The organism is Streptomyces sp. NPDC021115 (assembly GCF_044333065.1).
Classification (GTDB): Bacteria; Actinomycetota; Actinomycetes; order Streptomycetales; family Streptomycetaceae; genus Streptomyces.
Map to the genome: position 1 here is coordinate 444,734 of NZ_JBIRQF010000005.1, position 19,373 is coordinate 464,106.

At 73.1% G+C, this 19,373-nt stretch carries 15 protein-coding genes; 10 read left to right on the forward strand and 5 right to left on the reverse strand.

All coding sequences use genetic code 11. The features are described 5' to 3' along the window. Positions 1-9: 9 nt before the first annotated feature. Entirely contained in the window at positions 10-1,353 is a 1,344-nt protein-coding gene (locus ACH4TL_RS19575; protein WP_398315687.1) for an MFS transporter, read from the reverse strand. A gap of 261 nt (positions 1,354-1,614) precedes the next feature. Between ACH4TL_RS19575 and ACH4TL_RS19580 the strand changes: the two genes are divergently transcribed. Continuing rightward, positions 1,615-2,445 carry a family 16 glycosylhydrolase gene (locus tag ACH4TL_RS19580; RefSeq protein WP_398315689.1) on the forward strand — a complete coding sequence of 277 codons (831 nt, stop codon included), beginning with the start codon at positions 1,615-1,617 and terminating at the stop codon, positions 2,443-2,445. 4 nt (positions 2,446-2,449) lie between these two features. Here the strand turns inward: ACH4TL_RS19580 and ACH4TL_RS19585 are convergent, their stop codons facing one another. From ACH4TL_RS19585 to ACH4TL_RS19600, 4 genes are all read right to left on the reverse strand, one after another. Further along, positions 2,450-3,457, reverse strand: a complete 1,008-nt coding sequence (locus ACH4TL_RS19585; protein ID WP_398315691.1) for a DMT family transporter — start codon at positions 3,455-3,457, stop codon at positions 2,450-2,452. A 97-nt stretch (positions 3,458-3,554) separates the two neighbouring features. Then, entirely contained in the window at positions 3,555-5,117 is a 1,563-nt protein-coding gene (locus ACH4TL_RS19590; protein ID WP_398315693.1) for a phosphatase PAP2 family protein, read from the reverse strand. 140 nt (positions 5,118-5,257) lie between these two features. Continuing rightward, complete coding sequence (locus ACH4TL_RS19595) at positions 5,258-7,621, reverse strand: glycosyl hydrolase family 95 catalytic domain-containing protein (RefSeq protein ID WP_398315696.1); 2,364 nt, start codon at positions 7,619-7,621, stop codon at positions 5,258-5,260. Positions 7,622-7,764: 143 nt separating this feature from the next. Next, complete coding sequence (locus tag ACH4TL_RS19600) at positions 7,765-8,742, reverse strand: DUF3048 domain-containing protein (RefSeq protein ID WP_398315698.1); 978 nt, start codon at positions 8,740-8,742, stop codon at positions 7,765-7,767. A gap of 178 nt (positions 8,743-8,920) precedes the next feature. Here ACH4TL_RS19600 and ACH4TL_RS19605 point away from each other — a divergent pair, with 178 nt between their 5' ends. The 9 genes from ACH4TL_RS19605 (at position 8,921) to ACH4TL_RS19645 (ending at position 19,227) form a co-directional block, all read left to right on the forward strand. After that, on the forward strand, positions 8,921-9,091 hold the full coding sequence (locus ACH4TL_RS19605; protein ID WP_398315700.1) for a hypothetical protein: 171 nt from the start codon (positions 8,921-8,923) through the stop codon (positions 9,089-9,091). A 542-nt stretch (positions 9,092-9,633) separates the two neighbouring features. Then, the gene (locus ACH4TL_RS19610; RefSeq protein ID WP_398315702.1) at positions 9,634-11,805 is read left to right on the forward strand and encodes a hypothetical protein; all 2,172 of its coding nucleotides are present in this window, start codon (positions 9,634-9,636) and stop codon (positions 11,803-11,805) included. 120 nt (positions 11,806-11,925) lie between these two features. Continuing rightward, a complete protein-coding gene (gene pelF / locus ACH4TL_RS19615; RefSeq protein WP_398315704.1) occupies positions 11,926-13,431 on the forward strand; it encodes a GT4 family glycosyltransferase PelF in 1,506 nt (501 codons plus the stop codon). Further along, the gene (locus ACH4TL_RS19620; RefSeq protein ID WP_398315706.1) at positions 13,428-14,951 is read left to right on the forward strand and encodes a hypothetical protein; all 1,524 of its coding nucleotides are present in this window, start codon (positions 13,428-13,430) and stop codon (positions 14,949-14,951) included. The genes pelF and ACH4TL_RS19620 overlap by 4 nt, the downstream gene beginning before the upstream one ends. A 56-nt stretch (positions 14,952-15,007) precedes the next feature. Beyond that, positions 15,008-16,018, forward strand: coding sequence for a GDP-mannose 4,6-dehydratase (locus ACH4TL_RS19625; RefSeq protein ID WP_398315707.1), 1,011 nt, complete (start codon positions 15,008-15,010; stop codon positions 16,016-16,018). A 38-nt stretch (positions 16,019-16,056) separates the two neighbouring features. Then, positions 16,057-16,770: an NDP-sugar synthase gene (locus ACH4TL_RS19630; RefSeq protein WP_398315711.1), complete on the forward strand. Its 714-nt coding sequence runs from the start codon at positions 16,057-16,059 to the stop codon at positions 16,768-16,770. Between the two features lie 8 nt (positions 16,771-16,778). Beyond that, a complete protein-coding gene (locus ACH4TL_RS19635; protein ID WP_398316057.1) occupies positions 16,779-17,762 on the forward strand; it encodes an NAD-dependent epimerase/dehydratase family protein in 984 nt (327 codons plus the stop codon). Beyond that, complete coding sequence (locus tag ACH4TL_RS19640) at positions 17,759-18,430, forward strand: spherulation-specific family 4 protein (RefSeq protein WP_398315713.1); 672 nt, start codon at positions 17,759-17,761, stop codon at positions 18,428-18,430. The genes ACH4TL_RS19635 and ACH4TL_RS19640 overlap by 4 nt, the downstream gene beginning before the upstream one ends. After that, the gene (locus ACH4TL_RS19645; protein WP_398315715.1) at positions 18,427-19,227 is read left to right on the forward strand and encodes an endo alpha-1,4 polygalactosaminidase; all 801 of its coding nucleotides are present in this window, start codon (positions 18,427-18,429) and stop codon (positions 19,225-19,227) included. The genes ACH4TL_RS19640 and ACH4TL_RS19645 overlap by 4 nt, the downstream gene beginning before the upstream one ends. Positions 19,228-19,373: the final 146 nt, after the last annotated feature.

Below are 19,373 nucleotides of genomic sequence, written 5' to 3' on the forward strand. Positions count from 1 at the left end.
GCCGATGGCTCAGACAGCACTCTTCCGCAGGCCCTCGGCGGCCTTCTGCCCGGCCGCTTCCCGGGTGAGGGCGGTGTCCCGGGTCTCGCGCATGGTGAGGTAGACGATGAGCGAGACCGCGGCGCAGCCGGAGACGTACCAGTAGAAGCCGGACTCCGCACCGGCGTCCTTGAACCACAGCGCCACGTACTCCGCCGTGCCGCCGAACAGCGCGTTGGCCAGCGCGTACGGCAGCGCCACCCCGAGGGCCCGGACATGGGTGGGGAACAGCTCGGCCTTCACCACCGCGTTGATGGAGGTGTAGCCGGTGATGATGACCAGCGCGGCGAGCGAGAGCAGCAGCGCGCCGAGGAAGGTGTCGGTGTGCGACAGCGCGGTCATGATCGGCACGGTGCCGAGCATCGAGCCGATGCCGAAGGTGATCAGCAGCGGCCGTCGGCCGATCCGGTCCGACAGCGATCCGGCGGCCGGCTGGATCAGCATGAAGATGAACAGCGCGCAGAAGCTGACCAGCGACGCGTCGGACTTGCTCAGCCCGGCGGTGTTCGACAGGTATTTGGTGAGGTAGGTGGTGTACGTGTAGTACGCGACCGTGCCGCCCATGGTCAGCGCGATGACCAGCGCCGCCTCCTTGCGGTGGCGCATCAGCTGGCGAAGGGTCCCGCGCTCGGCCGTTCCCTCACCGGCGCCCTCCTCCTCGGTGTACGCCTCGGTCTCCAGCAGGTTGCGCCGCAGCCAGAAGACCACCGCGGCGGCCACGGCACCCACGATGAACGGGATGCGCCAGCCGTACGAGTGCAGCGCGTCGTCGGACATGGTGCGCTGGAGCACGATCAGCAGCCCGAGGCCGATGAGCTGACCCATCGTCATGGAGACGTACTGGAAGCTGGAGACGAAGCCACGGCGGCCGGGCTGGGACGCCTCGGTGAGATAGGTGGCGCTGGCCGCGTACTCGCCGCCGACCGAAAGCCCCTGGAGCAGCCGGGCCACCAGCAGGATGAACGCGCCGAAGTAACCGACCTGGTCGTAGGTCGGCGCGATGGCGATGAGCAGCGCGCTCGCGGACATCAGGGTCACGGTGAGGGTGAGCGCCGCCTTGCGCCCGCGCCGGTCGGCGAACCGGCCCAGCAGCCAGCCGCCGATGGGGCGCATGAAGAATCCGACGGCGAAGATGCCCGCGGTGTTGAGGAGTTGCGCGGTGTCATTGCCCTTGGGGAAGAAGGCACCGGCGAAGTAGGTGGCGAAGCTGGCGTAGACGAACCAGTCGAACCATTCGACGAGATTGCCGATCGAGCCGCCGAGCACGGCTCGCCAGGGGGTACGGGGGTGTTGCGCTGAGCCGGTGTCGCTCACTGGGCCTCCAGATACGTGCGGTATGCGGGCCGGTCCGCCGGGGAGCGGGTCGCCGCGCAACGCAGCGTCGGTGCGGACAGGGGGCGGCGTACAGCCTCCGGACCGAGAGCTAACGTCCGGTTAACACACCGTCCCGCGCCGGACCTTTCCCCGCGCGGCCCTGTCCCGAACCGTTGACGTCTTCTGGGGGCCGCGGGATTGTGGTGGCTCCTGTTTGCTTGTGTTCGAAGTTTCGGACTTCGGGAGGCGGCCATGCGTGGCGTGTCAGCACCAGGCGAGTCGTACGGACGCAGGAGATTCCTCGGTGGAGCAGCCGCCGTCGGCGGGGCCGCGGCCCTGGCCGGGTGGCCCCGCCCGGCCGCCGCCGCACCGGCGGCGACCTGGGAAGACGTGATCAACGGCTCCTTCGGGAGCTACGGCGCCTTCGAGGCGGAGTGGAACTACCTCTATCCGTGGGGCTCCGACCACAACGGGAGCGCCCGGATGTACGGCAGCTCCACCGACCACAACCACGTAACCCTCGCCTCAGGGGTGCTCACCCTGAAGGCCACCCGCATCACCTGGGACGAGGGCACGAGCGGCTCGTCCCCGCATCTGCCGATCCGCTACCACTCGGGCGCGGTGCACGCGAAGGACCAGATCGTGGTGACCGACCAGTTCCCCGACTACGAGGTCAAGGGCGAGTTCCAGGCGCCGAGCGGGGCCGGGACCTGGCCCGCCTTCTGGCTGACCGGGGTCAACAGCTGGCCGCCGGAGAGCGACATCCTGGAGTTCAAGGGCAACTCCAACAACTGGTTCAACACCTTCCGCAGCTCCTCCGACGTGTCCAGCACGATCGTCGGGGTCTCGGGCCCCGGGAACTGGCACACCTACCGCGCCTGGATCACCAAGGTGAACGCCACCGACGTGGACATCCACTACTACCTCGACGGCACCTGGAAGGCCGTCCACCGCGGCGCCGGTTTCGTCGGCAAGCCGCTGTGGCTCATCATCAACCTCCAGATGGAGGGCTCCTCGGGCTCCTCCGGGCCCAGTGGCGACACCTACTACCGGGCCCGGAACGTGTACGTCGGGCGGAACCGCACCCGCTGACCCGCTAGCCGCGGGTCTGGAGCACCGCCTCGCCGCGGTCGGGGGCGCGCCTGCGCACCGGATGGCGGGGGCGGGGGATCCGGCGGGTCAGCCGGGGCGGGGCCTCGGGGGCCTTGGGGGCGGGCGGCTGGTCGTCGGGACGGTCGTCCTGGCCGTCGTCCTCCGGCCGCCGCACGGTGTCCGCCCCGGTCTCCGCGCCGTGCACCGTCAGCATCACCAGCCCCGTGCTGGCCACCAGCGCCGCGAGCAACGCCAGCAGCGTGCCCGGGGTGCCGTACTGGAAGTGCTCGCCCAGCGCGGCGATGCCCACGGCCGTCGCCACCACGGGGTTGACCACCGTGGCCGTCGCGAGCGGCGAGGCCAGCCCGGCCCCGTGGTACGACGCCTGGGACAGCAGCACCCCGCTCCCGGCCAGTATCCCGATCATGACAAGGCTCGGCAGGGCGTCCGCCCAGGAGCCCCAGGTGCCCTCCACGGCGACGTTCTTGACGAACACCGAGGAGACACCGAAGGCCGTCCCCGCGGCGGTGGCCAGCACCACCGCGCGCAGCCCGCCCGGCCGCAGCAGGCGCGAGAGCAGCACCAGCACCGCGATGGAGGAGAGCGTGACCACGATCAGCGTGCCGCGCTCCCCGTCCGACAGCGCCTGGGCCCGCGACGAACCGGTCAGCGACAGCAGCCCGGCCAGCCCCGCGGTGGCCAGCAGCGCACCCCGCCACCCCACCGCGCCGACCGGCCGCCGTACGAACATCGCCGCCATCGGCAGCGCGAAGACGATGGTGAGCGCGCCCAGCGGCTGCACCACGCTCAGCGGACCGTAGGCCAGCGCGATCACATGGAGGACCGCCCCGGCCCCGTTGAGGACCACCGCGGTCCACCAGCTCCCGCGCCGCAGGGGGCCGGTGGCGCTCGGCGGCGTGGTCGCCGCGACATGCTCCTGGAGGATGGCCCCGGCGGCGTAGCACACCGACGAGGCCAGTGCCAGCAGCACCGACAGCGCGAGCGAGGTCACGTCGAGGCCCCCTGGGCCGATCCGTCATCGTCCATGCCCTCATCCTTGACGGTCGGACCCCGCTCCGTCGTCGTCCTTGAGCACAGGCTTTCTCCTACTACTTGCGTAGTACGGCACGCCACCACTTCGCCTTGGCGGCGGCTGTGCGGGCCCGCTGGAACAGTTCGTTCTGCGGCTGGGCGGGCCGGTAGACCGTCAGCGCCGCGGGCCGCTTGTCGATCAGCAGCGCCTGCGAGGGCTCCGCCGCGACCTCGCCGTCGTAGGCGCGGGTGTCCAGGGCGTGCAGCCCGGACAGCCGCAGCTGCCGCATCCGGCGGGTCGTATAGACGCGCGAGCGCCCGAGGGTGCCGGTGAGCGCCGAGAACAGCACCCGGGTGCGGGCCAGCGGCTGGTCCCCGTCGATGGCCCTGACATCGAGCAGCCCGTCGTCCAGCTGCTGGCGGTAGGTGGGCGCGAAGCCGTCGGGGGAGTAGCCGCCGTTGCCGACGAACAGCACCCACAGCCGCCGCTGGTGCCCGTTGACCTCGATCTCCATCGGAGTGGCCGTGCGCAGCGTCCGGCCGAGCGCGACGGCGGCCGCGGGCCACTTGCCCAGCCGGTCCTGGAGGCTTTCGCGGATCCGCACCAGCTCGGGATAGAAGCCGAGGCTGAAGGTGTTGACGAAGTGGCTGGTCCCCTCGGTCCCCTCTCCTCCGCCCAGCGGGGTGGCCCGGGCGAGGTCCACGGCGACCGCGTCGCCCTCGGTCACCGCGTGCGCGGTGTCCTCGAAGTTCGGCACGCCGATGTCCAGCGCGAAGTGGTCGAGGGTGCCGCCGGGGAAGACGGCCAGCGGCAGCCCGCGCTCGGCGGCCAGCGTGGCCGCCGCGTTGACGCTGCCGTCCCCGCCGCAGATCCCCAGCGCCCCGGCCCGGGCCGCGGCCCGGCGGGCGGCCTGGCCGAGCAGCGTCATGAAGTCGTCGTCGGGCCCGCACTCCAGGATCTCGGCCGCGGGCAGCAGCACCTCCAGCTGCTCGGCGTCGGTGAACCCGCCCGCCGGGGTGGTACCCGCGCTGTGGTTGACCACCACGACCAGCCCCTCGCCCTTGGGCAGGGCGGGCGCTGAGACCCGCGGCCGGGCCCGCGCCGGGGTCTCCGGGCGCGCCGGCCACCAGCGGCAGGTGAGCGCGGCGGCCCCGGCCCCCAGGGCGACCCCGGCCACCACATCGCTGGGGTAGTGGACGCCCACATAGACCCGGGACGCGGCGACGGCCGCGGCGAGCGGGGCGACCAGGGTGCCGTACCGGGACGACTCGATGGCGACCCCGGTCGCGAAGGCGGCCGCGGAGGCGGCGTGCCCGGAGGGGAAGGAGCTGGTCCAGGGCTGTCGGCGCAGCTGCCGGACCAGCGGTACGGCGTCCAGCACCGGGCGGCGGCGCTCCACGGTCCACTTCACCACCAGGTTGGACGCCAACGAGGCGGCCGCGAGCGAGCCGACGCCCCGCAGCGCCGCCCGCCGTGCGGTGCGCCCGCCAACCGTCGCGAGCACGGCGGCCGTGCCGAACCACAGCTTGCCGTGGTCGGCGCTCCGGCTCAGCCGGGGCAGCAGGGGATGAGCGCCGCGCAGCCTGCTGGCCGCGACCCGCGCGAACAGCCGGCGGTCGATGTCACTGATCGGTCCCATATTTCTTGGGTAACCCGGAATGGCCGCGGCACGCCTCACCGGCACGCGGTGTGATCCATCCCCCTACGGTTCCGTGCGTCACGCCTGCGCGCGTACGGGACCCTGACCCGTGTAAGGGCCCCGTACCCGGTGACGTGGCGTCAGGACGCCGGGAGCCCCCAGCGCGGCGCCGCCTCGTTCGGCTCGACCGGCCGGACCGCCCGGTCCGGGTGATCGCCGCGCGCCGTGATCACCGCCTCGTGCCGCTTGCCCAGCGCGATGCGGATCGTGCCCGCGCCGACGTGCTCGTACGGCAGCCGCCGCCCGCGCTCGTCGTGCACCTCGATGCTGCCGGGCAGCGAATGCCGTACGACACAGGGCGCGCCCGCCTCGCTGCGCAGCCGTACCCAGCGGGTCACCCCGCCCTCGCGTGCCGCGCTCAGCAGGAACGCGCCCTGGGCGCGGAAGTCGTGCACCATCAGCTCGCGCCAGGCGGCGGGCAGCGCGGGGAACACCCGGATCACCCCGCCCCAGCTCTGGCACACCATGTCGTGCAGCGACTGCGCGGCCGACAGCGGGGTCTCGATGACCGGGCCCGACTCCTTGTACATCGTGTTCGGCTGGATGAACCGGGTCATCAGCTCGCCCAGGTACTTCAGCGCGTCCTCGCCGCGCCCCATCTGCGCGGACATCGAGGCGGCGCCGGTGAAGGTGTAGCCCTGGAGCGCACCCTCGAAGCCGACCCAGTGGTTCAGGGAGGTCTCGATCAGCTCGCGCTTGTCCGGGTCCTCCCAGGTCACCTCGTACAGCGGATAGACGGCGAGCATATGGGAGTAGTGGCGGTGGGACTTGGCGAACGGAACGCCCGCGCCGATCATGAAGCCGTTCTCGTCGGCCGGGTACGGGGTGAGCTTGGTGAGCACCTCACGCCAGCGCGGCGCCGACGGGTCGTCCACGCCAAGGATCTTCGCCGACTCCAGCAGCGTGGCGCAGCCCCAGCGCAGCAGCATCAGGTCGTAGTTGCAGTCCGGGGCGTTCACCCCGTACTCGGGCGAGAAAGTGGCGGGCAGATGCAGCTTGCCGTCCGCGCCGGGGGTGAGGAAGTGGAGGTAGTACGCGATCGCCTTGCGCAGCAGGGGGAAGACCACGTCCCGCAGGATCGCGGTGTCCATGGTGTGGCGGTAGCTGAGCCATACGTTGTGCAGCGCCCAGGTGAGGTTGCCGACCTCGGGGGTGGGCGGGTCCTGGCCGGGGATGCCGACGGCGAAGCCGCCGTTCGCCACGGCTCCGCCGTTGACCAGGCGGATGTCGGTGGTGCGCGGGATGCCCGCCGAGTCCTTGCGGTAGGGGGCGTCGAGCTGGTTGGAGAGGTTGTCGCGGAACTCGCCGAGAGCGCGGGTCACGGCGTCCAGCTCCAGGTGGTTGGAGCCGTGGATCAGCCAGTACTCCAGCTGCACATTGAGGTTCCACCAGGTGGCGGGCCACGGCGTGGGCTCCAGCCACGGCCCGGAGGTGGCCATCACGGGCGCGCCGGCGCGGGCCGCCGAGGCCACCTTGTAGAGCTGGATCCAATAGAAGCGCTGGAGGCGGGCGTCGGGGAGGGAGAGGAAGCTCTTGCGGTAGTACGCGTGCCACCAGGTGCGGTGGGTGGCCGCCAGCGCGTCGTACGGCAGCGCCGACGCGGCCCGTACGGCCTTGAGCGCCCGGTCGCGGGCGGTGGCGCGGGGGTGGGAGTGCGCCACGGTGACATAGAGGGTGCGGCGCCGGGAGCGGGTGCGCTCGCACCAGGCCGTCACATGCTGTCCGCCCGCGAGCAGCGGCTGTACGGCGGCCCGGACGCCGTGGTGGTCCTCGACGGTGGCCGTGGGGTTGCCGGTGTAGCCGTCGGGGACCGGCTTGAACGCGACGCGCGGGCTGACGGCCTCGGCCGGGTGGAACACCCAGCGGAACCCCGTCTCGCCACGGGTGGGGGTGACCTCGACGGCCATGACCGAGCGGGAGTTGTGGACCAGGGCGCGCAGCGTCAGGGTGCCCCGGTCGGTGGTGATCGTGCCGGTCAGCTCGGCGTCGCGGAGCCGCAGCCGCCAGTCGACGGCCTTGATCGTGCCGACCGGCTCCAGGGTGAAGTGGCCGATCGGGAGGCGGGCGAGCCCGAAGAGGGAGCCGAACTCGGGGCGGTGGTCCTGCACTTCGGTGTGCTGGACGTTGAAGCGGACGGCTCCCGGGGTGTCGGGGTCGGCGTAGATGCCGGAGCCGAGGCGGGCGTTGCCGAGGTACGGGCCCTCGTACCAGGTCCGCGGCATCTTCTGCCAGACCATGTCGGCGTCGTCGAGGACGGTGGTCCAGGGGTCGGGTGAGGGGTGCCGGGCGGTGTCGTCCGGGGCCGGGGCGGCGGCCGCGTGGGCGGCCGTGGCCGGTGCGGTGAGCCCGATGGTTCCGGCGGCCATGGCGCCACCGACGACGGATCTTCTGGTGGGTGCGGTCACGTACGTGCCTCCAGTTCCTCGGGCTGAACCCCTGGGCATGATGCAGCCCTTCCGGAGGAACGGGAACCCCTCGCGCGCCATAAACATCGGATGGGCGGACCGGATTGGTGCGCCCAAGCGCCCCTGTGGCCGGATCGGAGCGCTGATACCTCGGATCTCCCGGCCACCGGCCAGACGCGGCGCTACCGGGCCGCGAACACCACCCACACCGGGCCCGGTGCGAACGTCATCCGGTCGCCGTCCGTGGTCGTGAACCGGGTGCCGCCCCCGGCGCCCGGCCGTGACCAGCGGGTCTCGTACGCCTTGCCGTCGCGCAGCACCCTCGCGGTACCCGACCCGACCGTCTCGGTGAAGGGCGTGACACTGCCCAGCACATCGTGGAAACGCGACGGGCGGATCCTCGTGTGCTGCACCACGACCGTGGCGGCGCCCAGCCGTCCGCCGTCGGTGGTGCGGGCCGGGGTGCCGTCCATCGCCACCAGCCACCGCTTGTCAGCGGCAGACCAGGTGAAGGCGAAAGCGGCGGACGGATAGCGCACCGTCTGCCGTGTCTCGCGCTCTCCGCCCGGCGGCGCGGCGCCGAAGCGGAAGCCGATGTCCGAGGCGTCCGAGGCGTGCGGGGCCGCGGCCAGCGCGGCCCGGGGGCGCACGTAGAGGTTGTGCGGCGCGGGATGCTCCGTACCGCGGAAGTAGGCGCGGGGCGCCGTGCCGGGCGGCAGGGGATACAGCGGCGCGGCGTCCACGGTGGACCGCAGCCGGGACTGGACGCCCGAGTACGCGAGCGCCGGGCGCCCGAACTGGCGCAGCAGATCGAGGTCGCTCTCGCGGGCGCTGCGCACCGGTCCCACGGTGGTGGGCAGGTGGCTGGAGAACACCGCGAGCATGCGGCTCAGCCCGCCCTCCACCTGCTCGACGTAGACGATGTCGGCCGCGCCGAGGCCGGTCTGGGGGCGGGCCTGGCCGGTGTTGTCGATCTTCACGGCGAGCACGGGCGCGGACTTCGCGGACTGCCCGGTGAACGGGGACCGGCCGCGCTCCGCGGTCCGGCCCTTACCCTGGCCGTCCTGGCAGCCGCTCAGCACGGCGAGCGCGAGCAGCGCCACGAGCAGCGGGGCCGCGGGCCGGACGGCCCCTGGGCGCCTCACCCGTTCGCCGGACATCGGCCCCACCCCCTCCCGTCCCAGCTCACCATGGATGGGGGCCCGCGGCCACTTGGCGCGGAGCATTCGGCCGGAGTGTTCGTTCTTTGTCCAGTCCTCGGGAATCGACGCGCGGAGCCTTCACGTGCTGGTTAACCTGACGACAGATCTGGTTCAGCCGACCACGAAGGAGTGTGCGGTGACCCCCGAGCAGACCATGGGCGACGAGTCACACACAGAAGACGCCGGGCGGCGGGCGGAGCCGCCGGAAGTGGGCAGTCTGGAGGTGTGGGCACGCTCCGCTCCGATCCGTCTCGCCGGTTACGAGGACGACTTGGCCGAGCCGCACATTCTCCAGAGCGTGGACTGAGCGGCGCCCCGATTCGCTTCAATAGCGATCAATTCGGACGGCTGTCATTCAGCCGATTTCGGCGCGGCCCACAAGGGGTGATACCCCCGCTGTGCAGCAGGAACAGACATTCGAAGGGCTTGTCGCGGACCAAAAATCCGATCAGGCGCCGCAAGGGATGTCCGATCCTCACAGCTCCTCCACACTTCTGAAGCGGCGCTGGAGAGCGTTCGTTACGGAGCGACGAAATCCAGTCACCACCGGCTCACCACCGGCGCGTTGAGTGGCGTTCCTGGAGTCGATCTTCATCCGAATGGCGCACTATATGGACTGCGCGGTCTCGGCTTCGGCCGCGCAGCCGGTCCGGACACCGCTGTCCGTGAGCGGCGGGGGGAGTGACATCAGCCGCCGGGGAGGGGAGCCCCGGCCGCGCGAAGCCGCGTTCTCCGAGGATCATTCATCGCTCGTTCCGCCTCGGCACGCCGCGCGTCGGCGTGCCGACGCGCGTCATTCACCGGTCGGCGCCGCGCGCCCTGCGCGGCTGCCCCTGGGGGGAGTTCACCATGGGTCGGATGACCCGGCCTGCCGCGGCATGCGCCGCCGCGGTCCTGCTGACGGCATTCGCTCCGGCGCTCACCGCGAGCGCCGCCGCCGCGCCGAGAATCGACCTGCGGGTCCTGGTCCTGGACGACCACGGTCCCGCGACCGCCGCCATCACCGCCGAACTCGACGGCTCCGGTACCCCGTACACCACGGTCGACCTCACCGCCCCCGGGCGCTCGCGCATCGACGCCGCGTTCCTCAGCGACTCCGTCGACGGACGGCCGCGCGCCAAGTACCAGGCGGTCGTGGTCCCGAACGACAATCCGTTCGGGGACGGCTCGGCGGAAATGGCCGCGCTGGCCGCGTACGAGAAGAGGTTCGGCATCCGCCAGGTGGACGCGTACACCTACGCCCGCCCGGCCGTCGGCCTCAACTCCCCGCAGAATTCCGGGTATTCCGGATCGCTGGACGGCCGCACCGCGAAGGTGACCCCGTCCGGCGCGTCGGGCCCCTTCGGCTACCTCGACGGCACCGTCCCGTTCGAGGACAACGATCCGGACGTGACCGAGAGCTACGGCTATCTGGCCGTCCCGCTGGAGCGGCAGGCCGAGGGCGCCACCTACACCAGCTATCTGGACGCGCCCGTCCCCGGCAGCCCGGCGCGCGGGTCGCTGGTCGGCGAATACGCCCACGACGGGCGCCGTGAACTCGTCGTCACCTTCGTCTACAACCGCTACCAGAGCCAGTTCCGGCTGCTGGCCCGCGGCATCGTCGAGTGGCTGACCCAGGGCATCCACCTGGGCGCCGACCGCAACTACCTCGCCGTCCACGTGGACGACGTGTTCGCCGCCGACGACCGCTGGGACACCGAACTCAACTGCACCCCCGGCGACATCGACTGCGGCACCGCGGGCGACGGCGTCGAGAACGACCCCATCCGGATGACCGCGGCCGACGCGCGGTACGCCAAGGAGTGGTCCACCGCCCACGGCTTCACCCTGGACCTCGCCTTCAACGGCGGCGGCAGCGAGGCGTACAAGGACGAGAACGGCGGCAGCGACCCGCTCGCCCAGCAACTCGTCGGTGACCAGGGCTCGTTCCGCTGGATCAACCACACCTACAACCACCCCTTCCTGGGCTGTGTCCAGGACACCACCGTCGTCCCGTGGAGGTGCGCCACCACCCTCCTCGGCACCACCCGCTACGTCGGGCTGACCGACATCACCGGCCAGATCAGCGACAACCTCACCTGGGCCGGGCGGCAGAACCTCGCCGTCGACAGGACCGAACTGGTCACCGGCGAGCACTCGGGCCTCAAGACCCTGCCGCAGCAGCCGAACGACAACCCCAACCTGTCGACCGCCCTCGGCCTCACCGGAGTCACCTCGCTCGCCAGCGACGCCTCCCGGGAGACGGACCAGCGCACCCTCGGCCCCGCCACCACCGTGCCGCGCCACCCGATGAACATCTTCTACAACACCGGGCGCGCCGCCGAGCAGGCCGACGAGTACAACTGGATCTACGCCAGGAAGGCCGACGGGGGCAGCGGGGTGTGCGAGACCTCCTCGGCCACCACCTGCCTGGACGCCCCGCTGGACACCGCCACCGGCTACGCCTCGTACATCGCGCCGCTGGAGTCCAGGATCGCGCTCGGCCATGTGCTGGCCAACGACCCGCGTCCGCACTACGTCCACCAGTCGAACCTGGCCGAGGAGCGGATCGTCTACCCGGTGCTGGAGAAGACCCTCGGCGCCTACGACGGCCTCTTCGCCGACAACACCCCGCTGGTCAACCTGCGGATGAAGGACACCGGCGAGGAGATGCGCAAGCGCGCCGCCTGGGACGCCGCCCTCGCCGCCGGGCGCGTCACGGCGTACCGCGTCGGCGACACCATCACCGTCACCGTGCCCAGCGGCACCCAGGCCCCGGCCACCGTGCCCACCGGCACCCAGGCGACCCAGACCGGCAACGCCACCGCCTTCGGCGGCGCCTATGCCGGGCTGCGTTCCGGCTGGGCCACGCCCGCCCTCGGCCGGATCACCTTCACCCTGCCCGGCGACGCGGTCCCGGACGACCCCTCCGGCACGGCCCCCGCCCTCCGCGCGGCCGCGCCCGCCGACCGGCGGCTGCCCGTTCCGGCCGGGGTGCGCGAGCCCGTGCCGTACGGGCCGGGCGACACCAGCCGCGACTGAGGCGCCCGCCCGCCCGCACCGATCCACCGCCGTCGTCCGGCCGTCGCGTCACGGCCGCCGTCACCGCTGCCCTCATCCGCCGTGTTCGCACGGCGCCGTCCCTGGAGAGACCGAACCGACATGCGAGGACCGCTTGCCGAGCCCACGGCCGGCACCGTCTCGGTGACCCTGCTCACCGAGGGCACCTACCCGCACGGCCACGGCGGGGTCAGCGTGTGGTGCGACCAACTCGTGCGGGGCATGCCGGACATCGGCTTCCGGGTCGTCGCGGTGACCGGAACCGGACGGGAACCGCTCGCCTGGGAGCTGCCCGCCCAGGTGCGCGGCGTGGACGTCCTGCCGCTGTGGGGCCCGCCCCCGGCGGTCCGGGCGCGCGCCCCGCGCGGGCGGGCGATGCGGACGTTCCTGGCCGGGTACGAGCGCTTTCTGCTCGCCCTGCTCGACCCGGCCCAGGAACACGCCTTCGCGCCCGAGCTGTACCGGCTCGCCGAGTACGCCGAGCGCGGCACCCTCTCCGCGGCCCTGGCCTCGGAGTCCGCGGCCCGCACCCTGGCCCGAATATGGACCCGCCCCGATCTGCCCACCGCCGCCGCCCGCCCCACCCTGCACGACGCCCTGACCGCCACCGACCTGCTGGAGCACGCCCTGCGCCCGCTCGCCGCGCGGCCCCCGGCCGAGGGCGTCGCCCACGCGGTGAGCGGCGGACTCGCCGCGCTGCCGGGCCTGGTGGCCCGTGAGCGGTACGGCACCCCGTTCCTGCTCACCGAGCACGGCGTCTATCTGCGCGAGCGCTACCTCGGCTTCCGCACCGAACCGTACAGCTGGCCCGTCAAGGCGCTGCTGCTCGGCTTCTTCCGGCTGCTGGCGATCGAGAGCTACCGGCGCGCCGCGCTCGTCACCCCCGGCAACCGCTACAACCGGCGCTGGGAGGAGCACGGCGGCACCCCGCCGGAGCGCATCCGCACCGTGTACAACGGCGTGGACCCGGCCGCCTTCCCGCCCGCCGGACCCGAACCGGGCGTCCCCACGCTGAGCTGGGCGGGCCGCGTCGACCCGATCAAGGACCTGGAGACGCTGATCCGCGCCTTCGCCCTGGTGCGCAAGGAGCTGCCCGAGGCGCGCCTGCGCCTCTTCGGCGGCACCCCGCGCGGCGCGGAGGGCTACCGCGACGGATGCCGGTCGCTCGCCGTGGAGCTGGGCGTGTCCGACGCCGTCACCTTCGAGGGGCGGGTGGAGGACATCCGCGACGCCTACGCGGCGGGCAACGTGGTGATGCTCTCCAGCATCAGCGAAGGCTTCCCGTTCACCCTCATCGAGGCCATGTCCTGCGGCCGCGCCACCGTGTCGACCGATGTCGGCGGTGTGCGCGAGGCGGTCGGCGACAGCGGGCTCGTCGTCCCGCCGCGCGACCCGGAGCGCATGGCGCGGGCGGCGCTCAGGCTGCTGGGCGACCCGGAGCTGCGGGCAGGCATGGGCGAGGCGGCCCGGCTGCGGGTGATCGAACAGTTCACCCTGCGCCAGACCATCAGCGCCTTCCGCGAGATCTACCACGAGCTGGACGCCACGTCCCGGGCCACCGCGGCCGCGGCCCCGGAGATGGCGCTGGTCGCGGGAGGCACGGCATGAGCGGCCCGCTGCGGCTCGTACCGCCCGCCCCGGCCCCGTCCGTACCGACTCCGTCCGTACCGACTCCGTCCGTACCGACTCCGCCTCTGCCGTCACCGCGTCGTGGGGACGGCGGAGGCGGCCCCCGGCGGCCCCGCTGGGCCCATGACCCGGTCGACGAACTCATCGAAGAGCAGGGCGAGTTGATCGCCGCAGCCGTCCACCCCGATGAGATCGCGGCCGTACTGGAGGCCGACGGGCTGACCGGCGACCAGGCCCAGGAGCGGTTCGGGCGCCGGGACACCTTCGCGCTGGCGGCCGAGCTGTACGCCCGCGTACCGAGCCGTCACCCCGCACCCCCGCCGCGCACCGACCCGTGGGCCGCGCGCCCCGGACGGTTCCTGTTCCGCGGGCTGGTGTTCGCCCTGCCCGGGCTCGGCTACGCCCTGGGCGCGCCGTTCCTCAGCGGCCCGTCCGATGTGCTCGGGCTGCCCGCCGGAAGCGGTGCGCTCACCGCCTCCGCGCTGGTCGGCTGGGCCTGGAACCAGGCGCTCGCCCACCGTGCGTATACCCAACTGGCGTCGGGCGGCCGCGCGGCGGCCGGGCGGTGCCTGCGCCTCGGCGCCCCGCTGGGAGCGGTGCTCGCGTGTCTGGCCGCGCTGCTGCTGCCCGCCCCCGGTGCGGCGCTCGCCTTCGCGGCGGGACAGTCGGTCTATCTGGCGGCGGCCACGGCGCTGCTCGTCCTCGGCAAGGAACGGCTGCTGCCGCTGGCCCTGCTGCCCACGGCCGTGGGCGCGGGCCTGTCGGTCGCCGTCCAACTGCCCTCCTGGGTACGGATGGTGGCGCTGCTCGCCACGATCGGCGCCGTGCTGGCGGCGGCCGCGGGCGTCACCGTACGGGCCTGGCGCGAGGCGGAGGACACCGTCTCCGTCCCGGCCCCGCCGCTGGCCGCTTCGCTGCCGTACGGGCTCTTCGGGCTCGGATGTGCCGTGCTCACCACCATGGCCGCGCTCGGCGACATGGTGCGGTACGGGGCCGGTGCCGCGCTGGCCGGAGCCACGGTGATCGCGCTGACCCTCAGCATGGGCGCCGCCGAATGGCTGCTCCACCGCTGCCGGGGGCTCGCGCTCGGCGCGCTCGCCCACAGCACAGCCCCGGCGGGCCTGCGCCTGCGGGCAGCCGGGGTGCTCGGGCTCTGTCTGACCGGATATCTCACCGCCCTGACCGCGCTCGTGTTCGCCACCCACGCCCTGTGGCCCGCCGCGTCCCCGGCCACCGCGCCACCGCAGCTGGGGGCCGCCCGGCTGCTCGCCGTCCTGGCTCTCGGGGCGGTGCTGTGGAGCGGGCTGCTGCTCCAGGCGTTCGGCAGCGCCTGGCCACCCGCCGCGGTGTGTCTGGCCGCGGCCGGAGCCGAAACCGCCGCGCTCGCCCTGAAGTTCTCCGTCCCGGCGGTCGTCCAACTCGCGGTCTGCGGCGGGGCGTCGGCCGTCCTGCTGGTTTTCGCCACCACGCTCCTCGGCCGGATCACCACACACCGCTGAACACCGCTGATCCGCACCACCACCACAACACCCCGCAAGAGAAGTGGAGTTCCCGCATGTCCGAAAACACCCCTGCCACCCCCGTCGCCGTCACCGGCGCGGAGGGATTCATCGGCTCGCACCTGGTCGAGACGCTGGTCGCCACCGGCCACCGGGTGCGCGCGATGGTGCAGTACAACTCCTTCTCCGACTTCGGCTGGCTGGAGACCCTGCCGAAGGACGTGCTGTCCGAGGTCGAGGTCGTCCTCGGCGACGTCCGCGACCCCGGGTCGGTCGGCGGCCTGCTCAAGGGCGCCGAGGCGGTCTACCACCTCGCCGCGCTGATCGCGATCCCGTACTCGTACCGCGCCCCGCACTCGTACGTCGACACCAACGTCACCGGCACCCTCAACGTGCTGGAGGCCGTGCGCCACCAGGAGATCCCGCGCCTGGTGCACACCTCCACCAGCGAGACGTACGGCACCGCGCAGACCGTCCCGATCACCGAGGACCACCCCATCAACACCCAGTCCCCGTACGCCGCTTCGAAGGCGGGCGGCGACCGGCTGGCCGACAGCTACCACGCGAGCTTCGGCACCCCCGTGGTCACCCTGCGACCGTTCAACACCTTCGGCCCGCGCCAGTCCATGCGCGCCGTCATCCCGACCGTGATCGGCCAGGTGGCCGCCGGACAGCGCACCGTCACCCTCGGGGACCTGCGCCCCACCCGCGACTTCACCTACGTCAAGGACACCGCGGCCGCCTTCCTCGCCGTCGGCACCGCGCCCGCCGCGGACGTGGTCGGCCGCACCTTCAACGCGGGCACCGGCGGGGAGATCTCCGTCGGCGACCTGGTCACCCTCGTCGGCAAGCTGATGGACACCGCCCTCGACGTCCGCGAGGACGCCCAGCGCGTGCGCCCCGCCGACTCCGAGGTGATGCGGCTGGTCTGCGACGCCTCCCGGCTGCGCGCCGCGACCGGCTGGGCCCCGGCGCACAGCCTCGAAGAGGGCCTTGAGCACACCATCGCCTTCTTCCGCGACCCGGCGCACCTCGCCCGCTACAAGACCGACATCTACAACGTCTGAGCCCCTGTCAACTTTCCCTCGGAGAGGAATTCCACCCCATGCACGCAGTCATCCTGGCCGGCGGCAAAGGCGTCCGGCTGCGCCCGTACACCACCGCCCTGCCCAAGCCGCTGGTCCCGATCGGTGAGCAGCACGCGATCCTGGAGATCGTGATGCGCCAGCTCGCGGCGTCCGGTTTCACCAGCTGCACCCTGGCCATCGGCCATCTGGGCCACATCATCCGGGCGTACGTCGGCAACGGCTCCCAGTGGGGGCTGCGCGTCGGATACGCGACCGAGGACAGCCCGCTGGGCACCATGGGCCCGCTGCTCACCATGCTCGACCGGCTGCCCGAGCACTTCCTGGCGATGAACGGCGACGTCCTCACCGACCTCGACTTCGGCGACGTGCTGCGCAGCCACCAGCAGGCCGAGGCGCCGCTGACGATCGCGACCTACGCTCGCCAGGTGAACATCGACTTCGGGGTGCTCAACACCGATGAGGGCCGGGTGGTCGGCTTCGCCGAGAAGCCGAGCATGGACTACCGCGTCTCCATGGGCGTCTACGGCGTCTCCCGCGAGGCCCTCGCCCGCTACACCCCGGGCCTGCCGCTGGGCTTCGACGAGCTGGTGCTGGACCTGCTGGAGGCCGGGACGCCGCCGCGGGCGTACGAGTTCGACGGCTACTGGCTGGACATCGGCCGCCCCGACGACTACGACCGGGCCAACGCCGAGTTCGACGCCCGTCGCGGCATGCTGATCAAGGGAGCGTGAGCGGGCCCGTGCGCATCCTCGTACTGGGCGCCACCGGCTTCCTGGGCGGGCACACCGTCCGGCATCTGCGCGCCCTGTCCGGCGTGCGGGTGCTGGTCGGCGCCCGCCCGTCCGGCGCCGCCCCCACCGGACCGAGCACCGGAGCGAGCTCCGGCACCGGACCGCGGCCCGATCTGACCGTCGACCTGGCCACCGCCGATCCGGCCGTGCTGGCCGACGCCCTGCGCGCCCTCGCCCCCGACGCCGTGATCAACTGCGCGGGCGCGGTCGGTGGCGGCGCGGTGGGGCTCGCCGGGGCCAACGCCCGCGGCCCGGCCGTCCTGTGCGAGGCGCTGGCGGCCGCCGCCCCCTCGGCCCGCCTCGTCCACCTCGGCTCGGCGGCCGAGTACGGGGCGGGCGAGCCCGGCCGCCCCCTGGGCGAGACCGCGCCCGCCCGGCCGCTCGGCGTGTACGGCGCGACCAAGCTGGCGGGCACCCTCGCCGTCCTCGCCTCGGGTCTGGAGGCCGTGGTCCTGCGCGTGTTCAACCCGCTCGGCCCCGGCTCACCGGCCGCGAGCCTGCCCGGGCGGCTCGCCGCCGAGCTGCGGCTCGCGATACGGCGGGACGCTCACTGCGCCGACGAGCCGGACGCCATCGTCCGCGTCGGGGATCTGTCCGCCCACCGCGACTTCGTGGACGTCCGCGACGTCGCCCGGGCCGCCGGGCTCGCCGCCACCGAGCCCGGCGAACCCCCGCGCCTGCTCAACATCGGCGGCGGCGCGGCCCGCCCGGTGCGGGAGGTGGCCGAGGGGCTGGTGAGGGAGAGCGGCTTCCACGGCCGCGTCGAGGAGAGCGGCGGCGGCTCGTCCCGTTCGGCCGCCGTCAGCTGGCAGCAAGCGGACATCGGGGCCGCCGCCCGGCTGCTCGGCTGGCAGCCCCGGTACTCCTTCGCCGAGTCGCTGACCGGTCTGTGGGCGGCGAGCAAGGACCCGGCCGAAGCGCCCGTCCGATGACGGCCCGTCAGCGCCGTCTGCTCGTACCCCTGTACGTCCACCCGGCGGCCGATCCGCACCCCTGGCGGGTGCTGGAGCGGGCCGCCGGGCGGCTGTACGGGGTCGTCCTCAACCTGGCGGACGGGCCGGGCATCCGCCCCGACCCGGTGTTCGCCGAGGCCGCCGGGCGGCTGCGCGCGGCGGGGGCGCCGCTGCTGGGGTACGTCGACACCGCGTACGGCCGCCGCCGGGTGGGCGCGGTGCTCACCGACGTCCGGCGGCATCGCCGCTGGTACGGCGTGGACGGCGTGTTCCTCGACCGGGTCGCTGCGGACGCCGCGACGCTGCCCCGCTACCGGCGGCTGGCGCTGGCGTCCCGCGTGCTGGGCGCCCGTACCGTCGTGCTCAACCCCGGCACCCACCCCGATCCGCGGTACGCCGCCCTCGCCGATCTGCTGGTCACCTTCGAGGGCCGGTGGGAGACCTACCGGCGGGCCGAGGTGCCGGACTGGACCGCCGCCCATCCGCCGGGGCGCTTCTGCCACCTGGTGTACGACGTGCCCGGCGGGCGGGCCGGGCAGGTGGGCCGCACCGCCCGGGCGCGCGGCGCCGCCGTGCACTGCGCGGTGCCCGGGGCGGGCGCCAACCCCTGGCGGTCGGCCCCCGACGAACTGGAGGCAGCCCTGTGAGAGCGAGGACAGCACCGTCGGCGCGGCGCGTCACGGCGGTGCTGATCGCCGCCCTGCTGCTGATCCTGACCGGATGCTCGGGCGGCGGCGACCGGCCGCGGCGCTGGCAGCCGCGCCCCGGCACCGCCTGGCAGTGGCAGCTGGCGGGCCGGATCGACGAGTCGGTCGACGTCCCCGTCTACGACATCGACGGCTTCGAGAACTCCGCCCGGACCGTCGCCCGGCTGCACGCCCGGGGCCGCAAGGTGATCTGCTACATCAACGTCGGCGCCTGGGAGAACTTCCGGCCCGACCGCGCCGCCTTCCCGGCATCCCTGCTGGGCCGGGGCAACGGCTGGCGCGGCGAACGCTGGCTGGACATCCGGAAGCTCTCCGTCCTGCGCCCGCTCATGGCCCGGCGGATGGACATGTGCCGGGACAAGGGATTCGACGCGGTGGAGCCCGATCTGACGGACGGCTACCGCGATCGCACCGGTTTTCCGCTCACCGCCGCCCATCAGCTCGCCTACAACCGCGCGATGGCGCGGCTGGCCCATGACCGGGGCCTGGCCATCGGCCTGAAGAACGACCTCGACCAGATCCCCCAGCTGGTGGGGGACTTCGACTTCGCGGTCAACGAGGAATGCGCCCAGTACGACGAGTGCGACGAGCTCACGCCGTTCATCCGGCGGAAGAAGGCGGTCTTCCACGCCGAGTACGCCCTGGAGCCGGGGGACTTCTGCCGCACCGCGAAGCGGCTGCGGCTCAGCTCGATGCAGAAGCGGCTGGACCTCGACCCCTGGCGCCGCCCCTGCTGACTGCCTCGTCCGGCGTCCCCGAGATCGCCCGTGTCAAGGCTCAATCGCCCCGGTGCGGTGATTGGCAACTTGCTGCCGTAGGGGAAGCGGCGGCGCTCGGACGCGGTTTCCTGATTCAAGCAGACGGACACGGCCTGCGGCGGTGA

Bases quoted from the DNA above. Each gene is read 5' to 3' on its own strand.
- ACH4TL_RS19590 (WP_398315693.1), bottom strand. From the start codon at position 5,117: ATGGGACCGATCAGTGACATCGACCGCCGGCTGTTCGCGCGGGTCGCG.
- ACH4TL_RS19595 (WP_398315696.1), bottom strand. From the start codon at position 7,621: ATGCCCAGGGGTTCAGCCCGAGGAACTGGAGGCACGTACGTGACCGCA.
- ACH4TL_RS19600 (WP_398315698.1), bottom strand. From the start codon at position 8,742: ATGTCCGGCGAACGGGTGAGGCGCCCAGGGGCCGTCCGGCCCGCGGCC.
- ACH4TL_RS19610 (WP_398315702.1), top strand. From the start codon at position 9,634: ATGGGTCGGATGACCCGGCCTGCCGCGGCATGCGCCGCCGCGGTCCTG.
- pelF (WP_398315704.1), top strand. From the start codon at position 11,926: ATGCGAGGACCGCTTGCCGAGCCCACGGCCGGCACCGTCTCGGTGACC.
- ACH4TL_RS19620 (WP_398315706.1), top strand. From the start codon at position 13,428: ATGAGCGGCCCGCTGCGGCTCGTACCGCCCGCCCCGGCCCCGTCCGTA.
- ACH4TL_RS19625 (WP_398315707.1), top strand. From the start codon at position 15,008: ATGTCCGAAAACACCCCTGCCACCCCCGTCGCCGTCACCGGCGCGGAG.
- ACH4TL_RS19630 (WP_398315711.1), top strand. From the start codon at position 16,057: ATGCACGCAGTCATCCTGGCCGGCGGCAAAGGCGTCCGGCTGCGCCCG.
- ACH4TL_RS19640 (WP_398315713.1), top strand. From the start codon at position 17,759: ATGACGGCCCGTCAGCGCCGTCTGCTCGTACCCCTGTACGTCCACCCG.